At 38.2% G+C, this 21,190-nt stretch carries 16 protein-coding genes and 1 pseudogene; all 17 read left to right on the top strand.

The window, feature by feature from the left end:
- Window positions 1-29 precede the first annotated feature (29 nt).
- The 17 genes and pseudogenes from AC0VX1_RS20835 (at window position 30) to AC0VX1_RS20755 (ending at window position 21,104) form a co-directional block, all read left to right on the top strand.
- Entirely contained in the window at window positions 30-542 is a 513-nt protein-coding gene (locus AC0VX1_RS20835) for a helix-turn-helix domain-containing protein (protein WP_475468714.1), read from the top strand.
- Window positions 543-773: 231 nt separating this feature from the next.
- Complete coding sequence (locus tag AC0VX1_RS20830) at window positions 774-1,523, top strand: methionine ABC transporter ATP-binding protein (protein ID WP_475468712.1); 750 nt, start codon at window positions 774-776, stop codon at window positions 1,521-1,523.
- Window positions 1,516-2,178 (top strand): methionine ABC transporter permease, encoded by a 663-nt coding sequence (locus AC0VX1_RS20825; RefSeq protein WP_475468710.1) that lies wholly within the window; start codon window positions 1,516-1,518, stop codon window positions 2,176-2,178. Before AC0VX1_RS20830 ends, AC0VX1_RS20825 begins: the two co-directional genes overlap by 8 nt.
- Before the next feature lie 18 nt (window positions 2,179-2,196).
- Window positions 2,197-3,024, top strand: coding sequence for a MetQ/NlpA family ABC transporter substrate-binding protein (locus AC0VX1_RS20820; RefSeq protein ID WP_430036852.1), 828 nt, complete (start codon window positions 2,197-2,199; stop codon window positions 3,022-3,024).
- 279 nt (window positions 3,025-3,303) lie between these two features.
- Window positions 3,304-5,043 carry a T7SS effector LXG polymorphic toxin gene (locus tag AC0VX1_RS20815; RefSeq protein WP_475468708.1) on the top strand — a complete coding sequence of 580 codons (1,740 nt, stop codon included), beginning with the start codon at window positions 3,304-3,306 and terminating at the stop codon, window positions 5,041-5,043.
- Complete coding sequence (locus AC0VX1_RS20810; protein ID WP_475468706.1) at window positions 5,040-5,384, top strand: tRNA-Val4; 345 nt, start codon at window positions 5,040-5,042, stop codon at window positions 5,382-5,384. Before AC0VX1_RS20815 ends, AC0VX1_RS20810 begins: the two co-directional genes overlap by 4 nt.
- A gap of 84 nt (window positions 5,385-5,468) precedes the next feature.
- Window positions 5,469-5,924, top strand: a complete 456-nt coding sequence (locus AC0VX1_RS20805) for an SMI1/KNR4 family protein (protein WP_475468705.1) — start codon at window positions 5,469-5,471, stop codon at window positions 5,922-5,924.
- Between the two features lie 791 nt (window positions 5,925-6,715).
- A complete protein-coding gene (locus AC0VX1_RS20800; RefSeq protein WP_475468703.1) occupies window positions 6,716-8,332 on the top strand; it encodes a restriction endonuclease subunit S in 1,617 nt (538 codons plus the stop codon).
- Window positions 8,333-8,346: 14 nt separating this feature from the next.
- Window positions 8,347-10,767 (top strand): N-6 DNA methylase, encoded by a 2,421-nt coding sequence (locus tag AC0VX1_RS20795; RefSeq protein ID WP_475468701.1) that lies wholly within the window; start codon window positions 8,347-8,349, stop codon window positions 10,765-10,767.
- On the top strand, window positions 10,757-12,256 hold the full coding sequence (locus AC0VX1_RS20790) for a type I restriction-modification system subunit M (RefSeq protein ID WP_475468699.1): 1,500 nt from the start codon (window positions 10,757-10,759) through the stop codon (window positions 12,254-12,256). Before AC0VX1_RS20795 ends, AC0VX1_RS20790 begins: the two co-directional genes overlap by 11 nt.
- A complete protein-coding gene (locus AC0VX1_RS20785; RefSeq protein ID WP_475468697.1) occupies window positions 12,243-13,358 on the top strand; it encodes a restriction endonuclease subunit S in 1,116 nt (371 codons plus the stop codon). The genes AC0VX1_RS20790 and AC0VX1_RS20785 overlap by 14 nt, the downstream gene beginning before the upstream one ends.
- Window positions 13,359-13,376: 18 nt before the next feature.
- A complete protein-coding gene (locus AC0VX1_RS20780; RefSeq protein ID WP_475468695.1) occupies window positions 13,377-16,292 on the top strand; it encodes a type I restriction endonuclease subunit R in 2,916 nt (971 codons plus the stop codon).
- Window positions 16,293-16,501: 209 nt separating this feature from the next.
- Window positions 16,502-16,687: pseudogene (locus tag AC0VX1_RS20775) on the top strand (DNA repair protein RadC); the annotation flags it as partial.
- A gap of 133 nt (window positions 16,688-16,820) precedes the next feature.
- Window positions 16,821-17,387 carry a hypothetical protein gene (locus tag AC0VX1_RS20770; RefSeq protein ID WP_475468693.1) on the top strand — a complete coding sequence of 189 codons (567 nt, stop codon included), beginning with the start codon at window positions 16,821-16,823 and terminating at the stop codon, window positions 17,385-17,387.
- 877 nt (window positions 17,388-18,264) lie between these two features.
- On the top strand, window positions 18,265-18,549 hold the full coding sequence (locus tag AC0VX1_RS20765) for a hypothetical protein (protein WP_475468691.1): 285 nt from the start codon (window positions 18,265-18,267) through the stop codon (window positions 18,547-18,549).
- A 233-nt stretch (window positions 18,550-18,782) separates the two neighbouring features.
- Window positions 18,783-19,760 (top strand): hypothetical protein, encoded by a 978-nt coding sequence (locus tag AC0VX1_RS20760; RefSeq protein WP_475468689.1) that lies wholly within the window; start codon window positions 18,783-18,785, stop codon window positions 19,758-19,760.
- 15 nt (window positions 19,761-19,775) lie between these two features.
- Window positions 19,776-21,104, top strand: coding sequence for a hypothetical protein (locus AC0VX1_RS20755; protein WP_475468687.1), 1,329 nt, complete (start codon window positions 19,776-19,778; stop codon window positions 21,102-21,104).
- Window positions 21,105-21,190 lie beyond the last annotated feature (86 nt).

The raw sequence follows: 21,190 nt of genomic DNA, 5'->3' as shown, positions 1-21,190 counted from the left end.
GATACTATGTAAAAAAAGGGGGCATCTCTATGCCTTTTGATTCAATCGGGGAAAAAATGAAATCATTGAGGAAAGAGCGAAAACTAACATTAAAGAGCCTTGCTGAACAAACAGGCGTTTCGATCAGCTTTTTATCACAAGTAGAACGGGGTAAATCAAGCGTCACATTAGAGTCATTAAAAAAAATCGCTGATACATTGGATGTCAGCCCAAGTTTCTTTTTTTCAGAGGACCGTTCCCAAGAAAATGCAGATTATAATCATGAACAATTTCACTATCAGAATTTATCCAGCGGCATTCGTGATGCTGTTTTTTCGCCTATTCTTGTCACCTTAAAGCCAGGTGAAAATAAAGGAAGCGCCTTTTCTCATAGCGGACATGAATTCCTATTCATTATCGAAGGGAAGTTAACAGTGGAAATAGAGGGAGAAAGAATGGAACTCCATGAACAGCAGTCGTTCATGTTCGATGCTAGAAAAGCCCATTACTGGTTTAACTTCTCGGATCAAAATGTTCGGTTTTTGGTGGTGGCGTCAAAATAACGTCACGGTGCTGTGTAATGAAAGTATATCCAGTTAACGAAACATGTCGTACAAAAGGATAGATGTAAACAGGTATTCCTCACTGTTCATCTATCCTTTCTAACTGTTAATTTGTGTCTTTGCATTAGGTCCTCATTAGTTGATAAAATGATTTATCAGCTGTGTTTCTTTGATGAAACTATTAATGTGGAGCGCTATACTTACCTTTCAACAAATAGAAAGTGGGATTTTATGATTAACCTGGATCAAGTGAGTAAAAAATTTTCACAATTTCAGGCTATTAAGTCTGTTACTTTAACAATACCTAAAGGTGAAATTCATGGAATAATCGGAGCAAGCGGAGCAGGGAAATCAACGCTGCTGCGGCTAATGAATTTGTTGGAGACCCCAGATGCGGGCGAAGTGGAGGTAAACGGCCAAAGCTTGACAACATTGAACAATAAAGCACTTCGAGGGGCACGGAAGTCGATTGGCATGATCTTTCAGCATTTTAATCTTGTGGCAAATAAAACGGTTTATGACAATGTGGCAGCCTCTTTAGAGCTGGCAAATTATCCAAAGAAGGAACGTCGGAGCCGTGTTGTAGAGTGTCTCCAATTTGTGGGATTGGAGGGTGAGATGGAGAGATATCCTGCACAATTAAGCGGGGGACAAAAGCAGCGAGTTGCCATTGCAAGGGCGTTGGCAAATAACCCGCAAGTGTTGTTATGTGATGAACCGACCTCTTCCCTTGATCCAAATACAACCGCTGAAATATTAGGCGTGCTAGAGAATATCAACAAACGCTTCGGTGTGACGATAGTCATCGTTAGTCATGAGCTGGATGTCATTAAAAGTATATGCAATCGTGTATCGATCATGGCAGAGGGGGAGATTTATGACACGGTCATAATCGAACCAACCGGGATTCAAAAAAAGGATAATCGTCCAGAATACTTTATCGAACAATTAGCAGAGAATGGTGGGCTGGGCCATGCCTGAGATTTTAGTTCAATATGAGGCAGAAATTTGGCAGTCAATTGGAGAAACCATTACTATGGTTGGTGTGTCCATTTTAGCTGCGATTTTGATTGGATTGCCTGTCGGGACCTTGCTATTTCTTTCTAGGAAGGGTCATTTGCTTGAAAATCCGTGGGCTTTCTCGATTTTAAATTTACTTGTGAATATTATCCGTTCATTCCCATTTTTATTATTGGTTGTTTTTTTAATCCCGTTTACAAGACTCATAATCGGTACAGCCATTGGTACAGCAGCTGCTTGCGTTCCATTAGCCATCATCGCTATTGCCCATTATTCGCGATTGGTCGAGCAATCTTTATTGGATGTGCCAAAGGGTGTGATCGAGGCAGCCATTTCTATGGGGGCTTCCGTTAAGGATGTCATCTTTAAATTTCTTTACGTGGAGGCTCGTTCAGGACTTGTCCTCGGACTCACAACATCGATCATCAGCTTTATTTCCTATTCAACGATCATGGGAGTGGTCGGGGGCGGCGGTATCGGCGACTTTGCCATCAGGTATGGCTATCAGCAGTTTAAAACAGAGCTAATGATTTATATGATTATCATTATGATTATTCTAGTACAGCTTATCCAATTCATTGGAACGGCAGCAGCCAGAATGATTGATAAAAGATAAATAATGGAGGGAAACATCATGAAAAAAATACTCTTTCTCATGGCAGCAATTATGTTGTTTTTAGTAGGATGTGGAAAGACGAATGAAGTAAAAGAGAAAGAAAACGCGCAGAATCAGGAGAAGGAAGAGGTAACATTGAAAGTGGCCTCACTCATTCCCCCAATGACGGAGATCCTTGAGCTTGTTAAACCAAAGCTGGCAGAGGAGGGCATTAACCTGGAAATGGTTGTATTAAGTGATAATGTGCAGCCTAACACCGCATTAGCGGCAAAAGAAGTGGATGTGAACTTCTTCCAACACGTTCCATATATGGAGGAATTCAATCGAAACAAAAATGCCGAGCTAGTACCGGTGAAACCCATTTATTTTGCCAATTATGGTGTGTACTCCAAAGAATACGATTCAATGGATAAATTGCCAGAGGGTGCCGTTATTGCCATTGCAAATGATGTGTCGAATATCGATCGCTCATTGGCCTTGCTGGCACAGCATAAAGTGATCACTTTAAAGGAAAAAAAGGGTCCATACTATACAATGTCTGATATCATTGAGAACCCTAAAAACTATAAGTTTAAAGAAGTCGATTTATTAATGCTAGCGAGAACGTATGATGAAGCAGATGCGATCGTGATAACACCTGCTTACGCTGCACCGCTTGGTTTGACACCAAAAAATGACGCCCTTCTCACAGAAGGTGTTGAAAATGACTTTGCGATTACATTAGTGGCACGCAAGGATAACGTCGATTCCGAGCCAGTCCAAAAGTTGGCCAAGGCCATGACAAGCCCGGAGGTACGCAAATTTTTAGAAGAGAAATATAGTGAAACGGCCATTCCGGCATTTTGATTTTGATACAAAGAAAGGGCTATTCCTTCAACAGGGATAGCCCTTATTTACGTTTCAGTTTAACTTTGCAAATTTTGTGGCTCCTGGAAAATTACAAAGCATAAAGAAATATTCTATTATCCTACCTTCTTTATACTATAAATCCGTTTAATAAAAAGTCCCTTCATTTCTTGAATAAATATAGAAACTCTTCTAAAATATATTTAGTCCATAATTTTACAGTGAATAAAAATATTACATAGAAATGAATAAGAAAAGAAGTTGAAAGGACTTTCCATTATGTCGATGATTTACGAATCTCAAACACTAGTTTCTGCCATGCAAACGCGTGTCGGACAATATAATGATCTAAAGGAACAGCTCACGGAATTGACAAAAGGATTTGAGAGTATCGTTCATTTGGATGATGAGCTGCAGGGTCAAGGTGCAGAGGCCATTAAAGGGTTTTACAAAGCACAGATCGATGTCGTGGATTCTTGGCTCCGCCTTATCAATCGGCATGTAGCCTTTTTAAGTGGAATTCAAGGAGATACAATCGAAGCGAACCTTAGTGAAACCGTGGTTACGGTCCCTTTTTTAGAGGAAGAGCTGACAAATGCCACTCGAAACTCCAAGGAAATGGTCACAGCCCAGAAAAATGATTTGAAAAAAATCTTTTCCGGAATTGATGATATCATTCAGTTAGAACCTTTTTCCGATGATGCGTTCTTTGAAAATATCGAGAAAGCTGAAACAAAACGGACCGAAACGATAGACAAAGTAAACGAAATTGATCATAAGTGGACGACTGAATATGCAAAATCCGAAGCGGACCAAGCGGCAGTGGCAGCACTCATGGAGCAACTGAAAATATCCAGTACAAGGGGAGGAGTAGTATCCCCGCTCTATTTTAATGCAGCAGCTTATAAAAATAGCGAAGCTTATAAAAACCTGGAAGTAAGGAAAAAAGAAACTGCGGAATATCTCAAGGTTAAGCAAGAGGAAGCAGAGAATCGCCGGATCAAAGACTTGAAGGCGCAACTCGATCATGTAACAGATCCAGACGAGTTCCTCAAAATCGCCAAGCAGATCGGGTACGAAAACTTAGCGCCCACCCAGCAGCAATATGTCATGCAGCTAGAAGCATCCAAGCAAACCGCAGACATCGCAAAAGGAATCGGCGTAGGCCTTTATGATGTAGGGAAAGACTTTGTGACAGGAGTTTGGGACTTTGTCACAGACCCTGTGGAAACGGTTGAAGGTGTGGCAAACTCGATCATGCACCCGATAAAAACCTATAAATATATTTCCAAATCCATCTCCGACTCATATGAACGGGATATGGTAAATGGCGATGCCTACTCGCGGGCTCACTGGGTATCCTATGCGCTTGGAACAGTCGTCACATCAGTAGTCGGAACAAAAGGCGCGGGTGCTGTAGCGAAGACTGGGGTAGCCACTACAAAAGCCGCTGCAGTAAAAGGTGCAACGAAGGCAAAAGAACTTATCTCACTCCCTAACCTATTGCCATACAATCCTAAAAACCAACTGTCGTTGGCAGGTGGAGTACCTTATAATGTGGTTAATGGTGTTGGGTTGAAGGATCAGTTAATTTCGATGGTGAAAGTGGAGTCTGAGGTTAGTGGAGATGGTGGGAAGAAGTTTACTATAGATACTATGAGGCATGTTTATCACGGAGAGATTAATCGACGTGGGAAAGCTGTTGGTTATCATCACGAGAGTATGATGGGTGGTAAGATAGTTCCAGGTACAGAAACAAGGCCTGATAGAAATGGAGTATATAGAGCAACGATCGAAATTAATGGAGTTAGAAAAAATGTAGATTCAAGTTTTTTTCCAAAAGAATGGGATCGTGTTCAGGTATTAAAATCTATTGAAGAGGCTTTTAATAATAAAAGGCAAATAGGTAGAAATAAATATTCAACTTTAACTTCTTCAGGAATTACAATAGAAATGTATCTAAAACCAGACGGTTCAATTGCAACTGCCTATCCAATTTATGAAGGAGGTCGATTATGAAATATTCATACGAGTTTTATAGAGATCATTTAGAAATGCTTAGAATAAAATTACCAGGTGAGATAGAATTATTCGCTGATTTTATTGAAGACATTTCTACTGAGCAAAAAGCAGATGAGTATATTACAAAGGTTGAAAATGTTTTAAATGGTTTATACCAGGATTTTGAGATTCAACTCAACGCCACAAGTGTGTTAATAAAAAAAGATATGACAGTATTGGAACATCTTTTTACATATGAAGAGCCTTATGAAAATGAAATGGAGACAGAAGAATTTAAAGAACTCATGTTAATTTGGAAAGATAAAATTCCAGAAAGATTCAAGAAGAATGAGAATTGAATTTATGCTTCTAATTTGATTATTCCCTTAGTGTATCTTCATACTTGTCCGTGCTCCATGCGTTACGAAACTAAGGATTAGAAGGTGATTTCGTTGAATTATTCAGGTCTACAGGAATTCATTAAGAAATATGGAAAAGATGATGATTTTACGGGTGGGGTAAGTGAAGACAAAGTTAAAGAAACAGAAAATAAATTACAAGTCCCACTTCCGGAGAGCTACAAATGGTTTTTAAAAAACTATGGCTCAGGGGGAAGTTTTGGTATTGATATAATTGGTTATGACTTTGTAGGTCCATCAGTAGTAACTGCTACCAAAGGTCATCAAAAGTATTATGGTTTAATCGATGGAATTGTGGTTTTAGAAGATATTGATGAATTTGCCTATTGCCTCGATACTAATAAAATGATAAATGGAGAATGCCCAGTTATAATGTGGGATAATCAAGAAGGCTATGGTCGAAAGCTTGCTGATAATTTTGTAGATTATTTTATTGACCGCCTTGAATTGGCAAAAGAAGAATGGGATGAAGAGGAATAAGTTTGGTAAAAGTTGAGGGTAATTATTTTGAATGATTTGTTCTAAAAAATATTATTATATAAAAAGAAGTGGATAGAGCCTTTCGAAGATTAAAGGAACTATCCATTTTTTTGTTTTTGGGCACCCAATGCAGTAATAGGACAACATTGAGATATCAGGGGTTTATAATAGATTTAAAGTTGCCGATATTTTTTATCGAGCAGAGAAGGTAATTCTTTCGGATGTGATAAGGTGAACCTTAACATAAGTAAATGAGGTTTTTATATGAGTTAATAGTCCTAATAAGGAACTCCAGTCAGTTACAAGTAAGGTTCATTTTCGGATGTATGCGCAAATTGGAAGTAATATACTCATTGGATGATATTATTTTGTGTTTTAATGAAGATACAGTAACAGCATAGAGTAGCAAAGATAAATAAATCGGCCTAGAAATGGCTTGAAATCAAAGGTTTTCAGACTTTCGGAAACAATCACCGATTGCTGGAAACCTTATTTTTTTATCTTTCAAAAGTAGCTCAGGATTTAAAGATATTGTTGGGGTGAGGTTAGAGAACTGCTTTTTGAGTTGCGAGTTAAGGGAACTACTGTTTTGGTGTAGGGTTGAAACTAGAGAACTGTTGTCGCATGAGTGGCGGAACCTTCTATAGAGACTATACATCATCAATCAAATATATTTGTAAAATATTTTGGTATTTCAATACCAAAATTTTAAACGGATATTTACAATGTAATTCTGGTGTGATATTCTTAATGTAGTTAAAGATGTTATTGAGCGTTGGGAGGTATAAATCATGGTTAAAGAAAACGAAAAAGCTACCTTTGAATATATGAATCTTTTCAGAGGGTATATGGGGATCGACTCCTACGTCCCTGCTGCACTTCTTGTGGATGAAACTAAGGAAGAGTGCCTTAGCAGAGAAATATCAGATGAATCAGAAGGTCGAATCTATGAGACGATGCTCTCTGTGGCTGATAGGCTCCACATTGTTAATCCGTTTAAGGACAAGGCACAATTTGTCAGAGTATATAATGCCTACGGTGATTTGACGGGAGATTTCGAGTGGGAGATCATGATGGCGGAGAGCTCCAGAGGATTTAGATACATAGCATTATCTAACGCACTGTTTAATGAGTACAATAGTCGCTTCAAGCTTGATTCAGATACAGTTCTTATTGCTGAAGGTGAAAAATTCATCCCTAACTTAAAGAGGCTTGTTGATGAACATCCCGGTTGCAACTTCACCATCACAACTGAAAGTACAATCAGCCTTCATGTAATTAACAGGATTTTTGCTGGATACAAGAATGTAGAGATATTAAATGCCGGCATATATCAGTATGGCTTTACAAACAACCGCTACGACCTAATATTCTCTGTTCCTAACTTTGGAACAAGAAACCTTGCAGAAGATGAGAATTTCATGTGCAGAGATCAAGATGCTGTAGCACTTGAAAACCTGCTTCTTCATACAACTGGTGGTGGCGAACTTGTAATCACGATGCCAGCAAGAATCACATATGCTCAGGGAAAGAACGGTGAGCTTAGGAGGTTTGTGCAGCAGACTTACCGTGTTAAGGAAATTGCTGAGCTTCCGGAGGGAACCTTTGAAGGAACGGGAATTAAAACTTACCTCATTGATGTTGTTAATACTAAGCCGGGTGATGATGATGTAATAGTTCGTCGCTACAAATCTGAGAATCGTAAAAACAGACGTGATACAGCTGACGAACTTGTTATAGAAGAAGAAACTTTTGTAATGTCAGATGAGCTTGAGGAACTTGGTGACTGGAATATAAACAAAATCTTCTCACAGCAAGATGAAGAGTGGCTTAAATTCCAAGAGTCTTCTGTTCGTAAAATGGCAATGGGAGATGTCGCAGAAATTTTCCGTGGAAAATCAGTATCAAAGAAAGATCCAAACGGAAGCATTGGTGTTGTAAACATCTCAAATATAAGAGAATACGACATCGATTATGATAGCCTTGATCACTTTGATGAAGAAGAACGTAAGATTACAAATTACTTGCTTAAAGAAGGCGATGTGCTCATACCTGCAAGAGGTACAGCAATCAGAACTGCCATCTTCCATGAGCAGAGTTATCCTTGCATCGCTTCATCAAATATCATTGTGATTCGTCCGGAAACTAAGATGCTTAACAGTACTTATTTAAAACTGTTCCTAGATAGCCCGCTGGGCGAAAAGATGATAAGTGGTGTGCAACAAGGAAGTACAATAATTAACATCAGCTACAAAGACTTGAATGCCTTAGAAATACCTCTTCCCTCTATCGAAGAACAGCAAAAGAAGGCTGATGAATACACAAAAGAGTTGACAATCTATAAGGAAACCATCGCAGCTGCTGAAAAGCACTGGAATGAGGTCGTAGATAAACTACGAGAATTTTAATTGGAGGTGTCACTATGTTAGGAGCTATTATCGGGGACATCGTCGGTTCCCGTTTCGAATGGAATAATAACAGGAGCAAGCAGTTTGACTTCTTAACTTATAAATGCAGTGTTACAGATGATTCCATCATGTCTTTGGCAATAGCTAAAGCCCTGTTAGAAAGCAATGTAGATTATAGTGACCTGTCTGAAAATGCTGTGAAGTATATGCAAGGTATCGGAAGGCGCTATCCGAATTGCGGATATGGTGGTCGATTTAAAGATTGGATACATTCTAATAATCCAACACCGTATGGAAGCTATGGAAATGGGGCTGCAATGCGTGTCAGCGCGTGTGGTTTCGTTGCAAACAGCTTGGAAGAAGCTAAAAAGCTATCTAAAGCAGTAACAGAAGTAACTCACAATCATCCGGAGGGTTTAAAAGGGGCTGAAGCAACAGCAGTTGCTATCTTCCTTGCTCGCTCCGGAAAGAACCTACTTGAGATTCGTGACTACATAACGAAGAACTACTACCCGCTGAACTTTACGCTTGATGGGATTCGCGATAGTTATGAGTTTAACGAGAGCTGTCAAGATACAGTACCTCAAGCATTGGAGGCATTTTTTGAATCTGAGGATTTTGAGGATGCAATCCGTAATGCAGTATCAATCGGTGGTGACAGCGACACTCTTACTGCCATTACAGGAGGCATAGCAGAAGCCTACTACGGAATACCTACAGAAATCAGAAAGCACGCTCTGACCTTCCTTGATGAGCGTTTACTTAAGATATTGGTAGAGTTTGAAAACAAGTATCCATCAAAGATGGAAAAAGTAAATGCCGATGGTAGTGTTGGCATTGAAAGAAGCAAAGAAACTAAGGTTGCGACAGGAGATCGAAACGCTATGATACAGTCCTCTTTAGAAACAGCAGATAAAGACTTAAAAGATTCAATTCCTACAGTTGAAGAGACAACGAGCCAACAGCTATTTGCCCATCTTTTTGAAGCCTGTAATATTCTGCGAGGCCCTATAAATCAGGATGAGTACAAAAGCTATGTAACGCCAATACTCTTTTTCAAAAGAATTAGTGACGTGTATGACGAAGAAACACAAGATGCTTTAGAAGCTTCTGGTGGGGATGAAGAGTATGCATCCTTCCCTGAAAATCATAGTTTCATAATTCCTGAAGGTTGTCATTGGAGCGATGTTCGCGTAGTGAGTGAAAATGTCGGAAAAGCTATTGTGATAGCAATGAATGGAATCGAACGTGCTAATCCAGAGTCTCTGAGCGGAGTGTTCTCTAGTTTCGATGATGCAACCTGGACAGATAAAACGAAACTCACAGACGAAAGACTTAAGGACCTTGTTGAGCACATGTCAAAGCTCAAGGTTGGAAACAAGAATTATTCAGCAGATGTAATGGGCGATGCTTATGAGTTCCTTATCAAGAAGTTCGCAGACCTTTCAAAGAAGAATGCTGGTGAGTTCTATACACCTCGTTCTATTGTAAAGCTAATGGTTTCGCTTCTTGACCCAAAAGCTGGCGATACCGTTTACGATCCGGCCTGTGGAACAGGAGGTATGCTTATTGAAGCAATTCGTCACATTGGTGATAAGCAAATGACCTACGGTAAAATGTATGGCCAAGAGAAAAATCTTTCTACATCGGCTATTTCTAGGATGAATTTGTTCCTTCATGGCGCACATGATTTCAAGATTGTTCAAGGTGATACTTTGAGACAGCCTGCCTTCATAGAACAAGGTAAGCTTCAAACCTTTAACAATGTGATTGCTAATCCTCCCTTCTCTCTTGATAAGTGGGGCGCCGAACAATTTGAGTCAGACAAATATGGTCGTAATATGTGGGGCTGCCCATCTGATTCTAGTGCTGATTTGGCTTGGCTTCAACATATGGTAAAGTCAATGGATTCGAAAAATGGAAAATGTGCTGTTGTTTTACCACAGGGAGTTTTGTTCCATGAAGGCAAAGCAGGAAGAATTAGAGAACAGCTTATTAAGTCTGATAAACTTGAATGCGTTATTACGCTTGTAGGAGGCGTATTTTACAGCACAACGGTTTCAGCGTGTATCCTACTATTAAATAATAATAAGCCGGTAGAACATAGAGGACGTATTTGTCTTATTGATGCTTCAAAAATGTATACGCCTCTACGCGCTCAAAAGATTATGAAAGATGAAGATATTGCCAAAGTGTACAATTTATTTTCTGCATATCAAGATGAAGTTGACTATGCAAAGATTGTTACACTTAAAGATTTAGAAGACGGTGATTACTCTTTAGCCGTCGCTAAATATATTGAGAAAACAAGGCAAGTTGTAGTATCACCAGAGGTGGTCAAAACTGCATACTTTGACGCGATTGATGAAGTTAAAAACGCAGAGGAACATCTCAAAAGCCTTTTAATTGAAGGAGGTTTCATCAATGAGCAGTAAAATCACTTTAGATGAGCTTAAATCTTACCTGTGGGGTTCGGCAGTATTACTAAGGACCAGTATAGACGCAGGTTCATATAAACAGTATATTTTTCCGTTATTATTTTTTAAGCGTATCTGTGATGTATTTGATGAAGAATGTGAGCAAATTCTTGAAGAATACAACGGAGATAAAGAAGCACTGAGCTTCCCTGAAAACCATAATTTTATTGTTCCTGAAGGAGCGCATTGGAATGATGTGAGGAACACATCATCAGATGTAGGGAAAGCAATTGTCAAGGCCTTTAGAAGTATCGAAAAAGCAAATTCTGAGAAATTACAAGGCATATTTGGAGACGCCTCATGGACAAATAAAAATAGATTGCCGGATAGATTGTTAAAAGATTTGATAGAGCATTTTAGCAGTAAAATATTGTCGCTTGCTAATTGTCCAGAAGATGAACTTGGGCAAGGATATGAATATTTAATAAGAAAGTTTGCAGATGACAGTGGTCATACAGCGCAAGAATTTTATACAAACCGTACAGTGGTTCATTTAATGACAGAAATGTTAAATCCTGAACCAGGAGAGTCGATTTATGATCCAACCAGCGGTAGTGCGGGAATGCTTATATCATCGATTGCTTATCTTAAGAAAAATAATAAAGAGTGGCGAAATGTATCAGTTTTTGGGCAGGAAATCAATTCTTTGACGGCAGCAATTGGTCGAATGAATTTATTCCTTCATGGAATAAAGGATTTTAATATCGCTAATGCTGATACTTTAAGTACACCAGCACTTACTGATAATGGAAAGTTGAAGCAATTTGATTTAGTCCTGGCGAATCCGCCATACTCTATTAAACAGTGGGACCGTACTGCATTTGAAAGTGATAAATATGGACGCAATTTTCTTGGAACACCACCACAAAGTCGCGCGGATTATGCTTTTTTTCAGCACATTCTTAAAAGCCTAAAGAAAGATACCGGGCGTTGCGCAATTCTCTTCCCTCATGGGGTATTGTTTCGTGATGAGGAAATGAGTATGCGAGAAAAACTTGTTAAATTAGATTTAGTAGAGTGTGTAATAGGCATAGGTAAAAACCTGTTTTTTAACTCCCCTATGGAAGCGTGTATTGTTATCTGTAGAACCAAGAAGCCTGCGGAAAGAATGGGTAGAGTCCTTTTTATTAATGCTCGTGAAGAAGTGACAAGGAAGAATGCACAGAGCTACTTAGAAGAAGGCCATATCCAAAAAATCGCAAAGATATACAATGATTTTACTGAAATTCCAGGTCATTCTTCAATAGCGTCAATTCCAGAGATCCAGAATAATAAGAACAGATTAAGCATTTCGCTATACGTACGTGGTGCCGTGGAAGAATCATTAAGTGAAGAAAAACTTGATGAAGTGATTTATCAATGGCAGGAAAGCAGTATCGCATTAAAAGCAGGAATTGAATCTATTGTACACAGGTTAAAGGATGGTGAGAGCGGTGATTCGTTATAAATTAGGAGATGTTGTAAAAGAAATATCTGAAAGAGTGAGTAATCCATCTACATCTGGTTATGAGCGTTTTGTGGGGTTGGAGCATTATGTAACTGGGGAAGTAGAAATTAAAAAGTATGGTAGCACTACTAATTTAAATTCAGCCATGAAAGTGTTTCAATCCGGGGATATCTTGGTAGCTCGTAGAAACGTTTATCTTAGGAGAGCTTCAGTTGTATTTTTTAATGGACTGACCTCCGGTGATTCTATAGTGTTGCGAGCTAAAGATAAACTTATAGGCAGACTTCTTCCCTTTGTGCTAAATACAGAAGAATTTTGGGATTATGCTGATAGGTATTCTGATGGCACTATGTCTAAACGGTTATCACCTAAGATACTTTTACAGTATGAGTTTGATTTGCCAGATGAGAATGAGCAAAACTCGCTATCTAATATTTTGTGGGCAGCAACAGATACAAAATCAGCGTATGCAAAGCTTCTTAATCAAACTCATGAACTTGAAAAATCTCAGTTCATTGAAATGTTTGGTGATCCTATAGAGAATGACCGAGGTTGGAAAACTGAGCCGCTGTCTAAGGTTGCCCCTGTAACCGCTGCGGAAATTCCGGAAGCTGATATGTACTGGTGGCTTAATCTAGATATGATAGAGTCGAACAGTGGCAAATTGATAAACAAAGTATGGGCACCAGCTGATGAGATTGGATCATCTACATCGACTTTTGATGATACGATGGTGCTTTACTCTAAGCTAAGACCTTATTTAAACAAGGTGATTGTACCAGATGGTAGTGGATACGCCACGACAGAGTTAGTTACATTGAAACCTAACGAAACGAAACTTAACAAGTTTTTCTTATCAAGTCTCTTAAGGGGTGATGAATTTGTTAAGTATTCAAATGATATTTCTGGAGGAGCACAAATGCCAAGAATGCCTATGAAAACACTTAGACAGTTTCCTTGTATATTACCACCTATTGAACTTCAGGAGGAATTTGTAAGTTTCGTAGAATCCTGCGAAAAATCAAAAATTGAGATTAACCATTCAATAGAAAGCATCAATGCACTGGTGACGGCGATGATGAAACAATCAATAGCTGAATAAGTTTAGGGAGGAAATGTGATGCCACAGTTTAATGAAGATAATACAATTGAGCAGATGCTAATCACTACTCTGAAGAATAACGGATGGAAGTACATCCCTGCAGAGGATCTCCCCCGTGACTATTCCGATGTAATGGTTGAGTCCATGGTAAAGGATGCTTTAATTCGTCTGAATCCGGAAATAGCAGAAGAACCGTCACGTGCAGATGAGGTCATATATAAGATGCGTGCATTGATGATGCCGTTTCCAGCAGACAATCTTGTTTCACAAAATGAGTCTTTTAAGAAGAAGGTTTTCGAAGAAAATTCGTACCCATTTGGTAGGGATGGACGAATGGTTCCGATTCGTTTCTTTGGAGCTATGACTAAGGAAGATATGACCCTGAATGAATATGTCGTTACTAATCAGTGGGTGTATCCACAGGCAGAAGGTGGTAAACGTCTTGACATTGTTCTTCTAATCAATGGCTTCCCAATTGCTATAGGTGAGCTCAAGACTCCTGTGCGCAATGCGATAACCTGGTTAGACGCTGCTAGCGATATAGCTTCCTACGAAAAGAGCATCCCTGAGATGTTCGTATCTAATGTATTTAACTTCGCAACTGAAGGTAAGTGCTATCGCTATGGTTCTGTAGGAATGCCTATCAATATGTGGGGACCTTGGCATACTCCTGACCATAGGTCAGAAGGCAGTCTTGCCGATGTTAAAGTTAGTTTAGGAGATATGATTACTCCTGAGAAGATTATGGATATTTTCCAATTCTTTACCCTTTTTGCAACAGATAAGAAGCATGTAAAGTACAAGATCATCTGCCGTTATCAGCAGTATGAGGGAGCAAACCTAATCGTGCAGCGTGTTGTTGCTGGATATCCTAAGCAAGGCCTTATCTGGCATTTCCAGGGCTCTGGTAAGTCATTGTTGATGGTATTTGCGGCACAGAAGCTTCGTATGATTCCTGAGCTTAAGAATCCAACTGTGGTAATCGTTGATGATCGTCTTGATCTGGAAACACAGATTACAGCAACCTTTAATGCTTCAGATGTTCCTAACCTAGTGTCACTTACTTCGAAAGAAGAGGTTGAGAACTTCTTCAAGCAAGACATTCGTAAAATTGCTATTACGACTATTTACCGCTTTGGCGATGTTGAGGGCGTTCTTAATCCTAGAGATAACATAATTATCATGGTCGACGAGGCTCATCGAACTCAAGAAGGTGATCTCGGTGAAAAGATGCGTGCAGCTCTACCAAATGCATTCTTCTTCGGACTTACTGGTACGCCTATTAACCGTATTGATAAGAATACATTCCGTACCTTTGGCGCAACCGAAGATAGGAGTGGATATTTGAGCAAATATACCTTCTCTGATTCCATCAGAGATAATGCGACTCTACCGCTTAACTTCGAGCCGGTTCCAGTTGATCTCCATGTTGACAAGGATAAAGTAAATGCTGAGTTTGGTGCTCTTACAGAAACGCTTTCAGATGCTGACCGTGCAGAGCTTTCTAAACGCGTAAATATGAAGGCCATTATGTATGACCCTAAGCGTATCCGAAAGGTTTGTGAGCATATCGTAAAGCATTACAAAGAGAAGATTGAGCCTAACGGGTATAAAGGCCAAATTGTTGTATACGATCGTGAGAGCTGCCTTATGTACAAGGAAGAGCTAGATAAGCTGCTTCCTCCTGAAGCAACCACAATCGTTATGGATACCAACAATGATAAGGAAGACCGTTATAAGAAGTATCGCCGCAGTCGTGATGAGGAAGCAAAGGTTTTGGATCAGTTCCGTGACAAGAGCAATCCTCTGAAGTTGGTTATAGTAACTGCAAAGCTTTTAACAGGGTTTGATGCCCCTATTCTTCAAGCGATGTATTTGGATAAGCCGATGAAGGATCATAACCTTCTACAGGCCATCTGCCGTACAAACCGTACTTATGATGAAGGCAAGACACATGGACTGATTGTAGACTACATCGGTATTTTTGATAATGTCGCTAAGGCTTTGGACTTCGATGAAGCCAGCATGAAGAAAGTTATTACTAATATCGAAGAAGTCAAGAAGCAGGTTCCTGCGCTTCTTAGAAAGTGCCTAAGTTACTTTATGGGTGTTGACCGTACTGTTGAAGGCTGGGAAGGCTTACTTGCAGCACAGGAGTGTATTCCTACAAATAAAGATAAGGATGCGTTCGCAGCAGATTACCGTGTTCTGAATAGAGCCTGGGATGCGCTGTCCCCTGATCCATTCCTTAATAAATACAAATTCGACTATGTATGGCTTAGTAAAGTTTATGAGTCTGTAAAGCCGACGGACAATCGTGGTGCGCTTGTATGGGCTGCTCTAGGTGCTAAGACATTGGAGCTCGTTCACGCAAACATCGAAGTTGGCCAGGTTCATGATGACCTTGATATCCTTACGCTTGATGCAAACCTGATAGACGAGTTTATCCGTAAGCAGAAAGATGTTAGAAAGACAGCCATGAAGGTAGAAATCGACCTGGTTGCTAAGATTCGTGAACATACTAATGACCCTAAATTTGTTAAACTTGGCGAGAAGCTTGAAGTACTACGTAATCGCCATGAACAGGGCTTGATTACTAGCATTGAGTTCCTGAAACTCCTGCTTGAACTTGCAAGAGAGGCAGCGCAGGCAGAGAAGGAAGTTGTGCCTGAAGAGGAAATCGACCGTGGTAAAGCTGCTCTTACAGAGCTCTTTAAAGGCGTTAAGAATGAAAATACTCCTGCCATTGTTGAGCGTATCGTAGCCGATATCGACGACATCGTAAAGATTGTACGTTTCGATGGCTGGCAAAGAACTACTGCAGGTAAGAATGAAGTTAAGAAGGCGCTTCGCAGTGTCATCTGGATCAAGTACAAGATTAAGGATAAAGAAGTATTCGATAAGGCTTATAGCTATATCGAGCAATATTATTAATGCAGCGGCTGCCAACAAAACAGAATGTATAAAATTGTATTATATTTAAAAATAATTATATATTATTAATTTGATATGAAATTATCAAATCAAAATTTAGAACCTCTATCCCATTTAGGATAGAGGTTCTATTTTGTCAAAAAAATATGACCAAGGAGAATGTAAGTATGCCCAAAAAGCTTTACAAGCCAAAAGATGTCCAAGGAACAATGGACAGAACGAACCCTCCGGCAAAACGAATTAATATTATATCTCTAAAACTGGTAAAGGAATCAAGTCTGCTCTACAGGGAACGATCAGTACGTACTCCAGAGGATGGCTACAAATTGCTAAAAATGTTCCTTGAGGACAAGGATCGTGAGCATTTTATTGTTGTTTCCCTTGATACAAAGAACTCAAAGGGGTGGCTGGGATTCCAGAAAGGCACTCCAAAAACAGAATCCTACAATCACTCCCTTTTTTGAAGAACATGTAAACTGTTTTGACCTATTAAAAGTATACTCATCAGGATGGCTAGGTGAAGCGGGGTTGGCATTCGGGAAAAATCCCCCATTTTCCCCGGGTGGAACCATATTTAAGCAAATTGTTAATGATAAGCAATTTGGCTTAAATGATTTATATGCTGCTAACATAGTCAGTAAAGAAGCAGAAAGGTTCAAATTTGGAAAAGGTGCTGAGAAATCAACAAGAGGTCAGACAAGATATTTATACTTCATGGTATTTATAGAGTTATTAAAAGATGTAATTTTAAAAGCTGACCTTGGTGAATACTATACTGATAAACACTACTATACAAAATGTATCATTAACTTCTATAGGCCTGAAAATATTATTGTATTTAGAGAATTACAAGAAAATGCAATTCAAGTTATAGATGAATACATGATATCGGGTGGAGAAAACTCCTATACAAAAGAACCTAAGTTCATAAGTAGTGGAGATATTAATTCTTTTTTACAATGGGAGCAATTAGGTAAGGTAGATTCTACACCTATCCTAAAAAGTCTAGTTGGGGATTATAAGAGATTGCTATTAAGAACACCAGGTTATAAAGATATAGCTAAGTGTGTTAAGGAAGCAAAGAATATAGAGTAATTCATAAAAGCATGTCTAATTGGAATAAGGCATGCTTTTATTCTTGAGGTTTTTAAATGCCTTTTACTTTTGATGCATACTAAAAGTCCAAAATAATAGGATTGCATATTTTTAAATAGAAGGGAAAGCATGTCTCTTAAATATCCAGGAAAAGTTTTTGATCGTATGATGAAATATTTTAGTCCGAAAAGACACTGCAATTCAATTTGGTAACGCATCCCGGACAGAGTCTAATAGTTTTGTTAGAATATATCTAATATTGTGGAATCAAAAAAGGAAAATGTAGAAGAAAAACATTAAAAAGCCCCTCAAATTATACAAAAAGACGGCCTTTTTCAAAACTAATCGCCTAGTAGATCCAGTAGCAAATGATGAGTATATGTTTGTAAATGCCAGTTCTCAGGTGGGTTTTATAATTATGGGATGTATTTAGAGAAGTGCTTGGTTTGCTGTGAACCACTATACCTTTGTATGGTGGTTTTTTCAACCTCTTCTCATGCACAATGCTCTGTTTCACAACATTATGCTTTGTTCTATCCCATAAAAAGGATATGAAGAAAAAAACATGTGGAATGCAGTCTTTTGGGTCCTACTGTCTTATAGGTGCTCTTGCCGCCATTTTCAACGATGATGCAGCGAGCATATGAAGAAGGAGGAACAATCAACCGCATATTCACGTCAGCAGGCTTTCTTATATCTTTAGTTTGGGTTTGGTTTAAATCGATTAGTAGCAAAAAATGAGATTGTTCTCTTTAAAAGGATAAGAGGCAATCTTTTGTTATTGAGAGGTTCATTATGAGGTTGGATTATATCTAGAAATATAGAAGATCTGATATAATAAGGTTGGTAAATGGTGGATATAAATAGGAGGAATTACATGTGTACAGAATGTAATATCAAGTCATCAACAGTCGTAGGTTCTGTTGTAATTAATGTTAGAAGGTGTAAGAAAAGGCCTGCAAATGATCATGGCTCCGGAATAGTTGGAAGGTTATTCTATGTAACTAAAATAGCACCTCGAGGAGAAGGGGTGTATGGACATGTAATAAACGAAACTACCGGAAGACTACAAAAAACTCAGGCTCATATTAGAGATTGCGAGTTTGAATTAACTAATTATAAATGGGAAAATGGGATTAGTTCAAAAATACAAAATATATAGGAGGGGAGGTTCAAGAGAAGAAAATATTATTTCGACAATTACTTTAAGTGATAAAGACTTATCATATATTACGTTAGAAAGTTGAAGAGTTTAAAATGATTTGTAGAAATGTTGCAAATGTACACTTAAATTTCTTTGATTATATAAGACTAAATATTAAAAAACAGCTTTAAATGGTGTGACACGTTTTTGAACTTTCAAAATTCAAATCTCAAAGTTTTAAGGTGATAAGAATGTCTATTTATAAAAATATTTTTCATTATTATCGTGGACCATCGATAAAAGGCGCCGAAGACACTAAACATTTACAAATAGAAAATAATACCACGAAGGCATTTGTTAATGTTTTACAAAATTCTTCACCAACTCTTACCATGAAACTGACAAAATGGTTAGGGTTAAACGGAAATGAAAATGATACTTTTGAGTACATGTATCAAGTCTCTAATGAGCTTCATCGCAAGACTCCACAAGCTGTTGTAATAGGAATTGCAGAAACTAAAAACATGATAAATAACTTACAAATGAAGAAATATTATATTCCCGATGGAGCAATTTTATCAGAAAATATTTCTATTTTAATAGAAACGAAGATAGGAATAAATTCTTACTTAGAAATTAACCAGCTGGAAGGTCATAAAAAAAGATTTGCTATAAATCAAAAGGTTGAAAAAAATATTATTTTGACCTGGAGTGATATGAGGAACTTTTTACAGGAACAATATCAATTGTTTAAACAGTCAAATGATGTATTAACATGCTTCTTATTGGAACAGTTTGAAGAATTCTGTGTTATTAATTGTATAGGTGGAACAAAGACAAATGAATATTTCTTTCTTCAGTTTGAAAAGGTTAAGGCTCAAAAGTTAGCAAGAAAAATTCATGACTATATCTGGAATGAATCAGGATACCCAGATATACAAGATGCAGGAACGAAAGATGGGATAGGATATAAAAGAGTAAGGAAGCCCAAATTTGCTACTTTATCTATACAAAGGCAAAGACATTTTATTCTTCATTTCGGCAAGAAAGAGGAGAGATTAGGTCTAAGTATTCAAGAAGAGATAGATAAAATGCTGAGTAGGAACTTTCATAGGCCAGACTATGAGATTGAAAAGTATCCTCATGAAGCTTATATAAGATTAGAATGGGTAGATAATTTTGAACAAATTAAACCTTACATCGATTTAGCATATAATTTACGATCGTAAAAAAGGAGATTAAGCATGATGGAGCCAAAGGCTTTTGGATCATTTGTTAAAAGGGGAGAAAATATTTATCGAACATCAGCTTACATTCAGTGGGGGGATTCGGAAAAATCTATAGGAGCGTGTCTTTTACAAAATCCAGGATCAGCTACACTAAATAAAGAATTAACTCAGTTACTTAATGCAGTGGGGTCTGCCAGTGGTTGGATAAAGGCAGAAGATCCTACTATGAAACAGTTAGTCTCTGTTATCGAAGGAATTTACGGTAAAAATAAGCCTATTTCAGGTCGATTACATATCTATAATATTTTTAATCTTCAAAATACTAAGTCGGAAGATGCAATAGAGCATTTTGAAAATCTTGTCCATTCTGGTGAATATGATATTACAAAACCGCTAGTTAATATCAACGAATTTAAATTGCACCCTTGGATTCTTCTTGGATGGGGGGTTAAACAAGAAAAGAAGTGGAAGAACTTTCAATTAATTAAGGAGAAATGGCTTAAATTAATAAAAGAAACAAATGTTCCTTCTTTCGGAAAAAAACATGAAAAAAAGAATGAATATTATCACCCATGCCCACTCATTTCATCACACAGACCAATGATGGCTCAAGAGCTGATTAATATATATAAGCAGCAGTTTTGTATTCAACGTTTTCCAAGCTATGCAACAAAACCTAATTTGATCGTAGAAATGAAACAAGTAGAAAAATATGACGATGACGACTATGGATGGTATAGAACGCCTGCAAATCCTGAATCCGTTGTAAAGGGATTCTCTCACCTAAGCATCCAAAGTGGCTATAAACTAAGGGCGTATCAATTTAGTGATGGCGGCGGTAATGGTAATGGAATCGTATGGGCAATTCCTGAAAAAAAGGAGTTACAGGATGTAGTAGATTGTAAGCAATTAGATGGTTTCTTATCGGCTCCAAAACCAGCTCATGCATTGTCAGATTTTATGCAAGTCATTGAAGGAGATAAAACACCTTTATCTTATTTACAGGCGGCAATCGTATATCATGAATTACATGAGTTTGGAGCTAATTGGCATGGGACATCTTGGGGAAGAGATGTTATCTTGCCAGTTCAAGAGGAACCAGGAGATGAATCATATGATTATAACATTAATGATGAATGGGAAATGATTGAGAAAGAGCCTGATATAATAGAACCTCATTTTTATTACAATAGGGAAGGCTATCCCGTCATTGTATTTCATACCATAAATGATATCGGAACAGTCACATGGAATCAATATGTACATGTATTCAGTAAAGATGACTATACATTAAAAGTTGAACAAACATGTATTGCGACAGGTGGGGCTGGAATTATCTTTTAGAATCGATTGAACGGTAATTGGTTCAGGCCGATCACTTCTAATTTAACGGCACCGATCTTTCCTAACTACTTAACTGAAACAGAGTA

Source organism: Peribacillus sp. QJM3NY_7 (assembly GCF_056173225.1).
The sequence above is the reverse complement of the archived record's forward strand: the minus strand, read 5'-3'. Positions and strand labels throughout refer to the sequence as shown.

Bases quoted from the DNA above. Each gene is read 5' to 3' on its own strand.
- AC0VX1_RS20835 (WP_475468714.1), top strand. From the start codon at position 30: ATGCCTTTTGATTCAATCGGGGAAAAAATGAAATCATTGAGGAAAGAG.
- AC0VX1_RS20830 (WP_475468712.1), top strand. From the start codon at position 774: ATGATTAACCTGGATCAAGTGAGTAAAAAATTTTCACAATTTCAGGCT.
- AC0VX1_RS20825 (WP_475468710.1), top strand. From the start codon at position 1,516: ATGCCTGAGATTTTAGTTCAATATGAGGCAGAAATTTGGCAGTCAATT.
- AC0VX1_RS20820 (WP_430036852.1), top strand. From the start codon at position 2,197: ATGAAAAAAATACTCTTTCTCATGGCAGCAATTATGTTGTTTTTAGTA.
- AC0VX1_RS20815 (WP_475468708.1), top strand. From the start codon at position 3,304: ATGTCGATGATTTACGAATCTCAAACACTAGTTTCTGCCATGCAAACG.
- AC0VX1_RS20810 (WP_475468706.1), top strand. From the start codon at position 5,040: ATGAAATATTCATACGAGTTTTATAGAGATCATTTAGAAATGCTTAGA.
- AC0VX1_RS20800 (WP_475468703.1), top strand. From the start codon at position 6,716: ATGGTTAAAGAAAACGAAAAAGCTACCTTTGAATATATGAATCTTTTC.
- AC0VX1_RS20795 (WP_475468701.1), top strand. From the start codon at position 8,347: ATGTTAGGAGCTATTATCGGGGACATCGTCGGTTCCCGTTTCGAATGG.
- AC0VX1_RS20790 (WP_475468699.1), top strand. From the start codon at position 10,757: ATGAGCAGTAAAATCACTTTAGATGAGCTTAAATCTTACCTGTGGGGT.
- AC0VX1_RS20780 (WP_475468695.1), top strand. From the start codon at position 13,377: ATGCCACAGTTTAATGAAGATAATACAATTGAGCAGATGCTAATCACT.
- AC0VX1_RS20765 (WP_475468691.1), top strand. From the start codon at position 18,265: ATGTGTACAGAATGTAATATCAAGTCATCAACAGTCGTAGGTTCTGTT.
- AC0VX1_RS20760 (WP_475468689.1), top strand. From the start codon at position 18,783: ATGTCTATTTATAAAAATATTTTTCATTATTATCGTGGACCATCGATA.
- AC0VX1_RS20755 (WP_475468687.1), top strand. From the start codon at position 19,776: ATGATGGAGCCAAAGGCTTTTGGATCATTTGTTAAAAGGGGAGAAAAT.